1 protein-coding gene is annotated in these 886 nt (G+C 60.0%); it reads left to right on the top strand.

Annotation, left to right across the window (positions count from 1 at the left end):
- Positions 1-68 precede the first annotated feature (68 nt).
- The coding region (locus OB916_RS16930; protein WP_315910472.1) for an IS1595 family transposase at positions 69-886 on the top strand (818 nt) is incomplete at its 3' end.

The raw sequence follows: 886 nt of genomic DNA, 5'->3' as shown, positions 1-886 counted from the left end.
GATACTGCTGAGCGGTCGCTGCGGAGTCGAAGAGGACAAGGGCACCGCGGCAGCGGTGCCCGACACGAATGATTCCGCTAGATGTGTTTGGGTCGGAATCGGTCGCAGCGGACCTGCTACAACAGGTTCGCTGGCGTGACGGTGTAACCTGTCCTCGCTGCCGTTCTGACCGGACGGTCAGAAACGGCAGCTACGGGGAGTTTCAGCGGTATCTCTGTAAGGATTGCGACCGCACGTTCAACGACAAGACTGGCACAATTTTCGCTCACTCGAAGATTGCGCTCCGACGGTGGTTGTTCTCGATCTACGCGTTTCTCCGCTTTAACACGAGTCTCCGGCAATTACAGTGCGAAATCGGGGTGACACACAAAACGATCCACCGGCGCATCGAGCGCTTCACCAGAGCGCTCGATGCGCCTTCCCTCGATCTCGTTGGCCCGGTCGAAATCGACGAAGTGTACGTTTCTGCCGGGAAGAAAGGCCGCGAGCGCGACCGACCGTCGCGCTCGCGTGGTCTATCCACGCGAGGGCGTGGTTCGTATAACGGCGACAAGCCACCCGTTTTCATCATCGCCGACCGCGGCACTGGCCAACGGTACGTGATCCCAGCGAAAGCCGCAGATGAATCGACGATTCGACTCCTGCTAGCCGACCGCCAGCAGGAGTCGCTCACTGTCTATACCGACGGCTTTCGGGCGTACGAACCGCTCGAAGCGGACGACGCATTCGACCGCGAATACGTCGTCCACGGCGACGGCGAATACGCCGACGACGAGGTACATGTCAACACCTGCGAGAGCCACGCGTCGCAGGTGCGACGGTGGCTCTCGCCCCACCGAGGTGTCTCAAAGGACAAGCTGACACAGTATCTCAGAGCGTTTCAACT

This window comes from Halapricum hydrolyticum, from assembly GCF_025517535.1.
Lineage (GTDB): Archaea > Halobacteriota > Halobacteria > Halobacteriales > Haloarculaceae > Halapricum > Halapricum hydrolyticum.
This window is presented reverse-complemented; position numbering and strand designations above follow the sequence as displayed.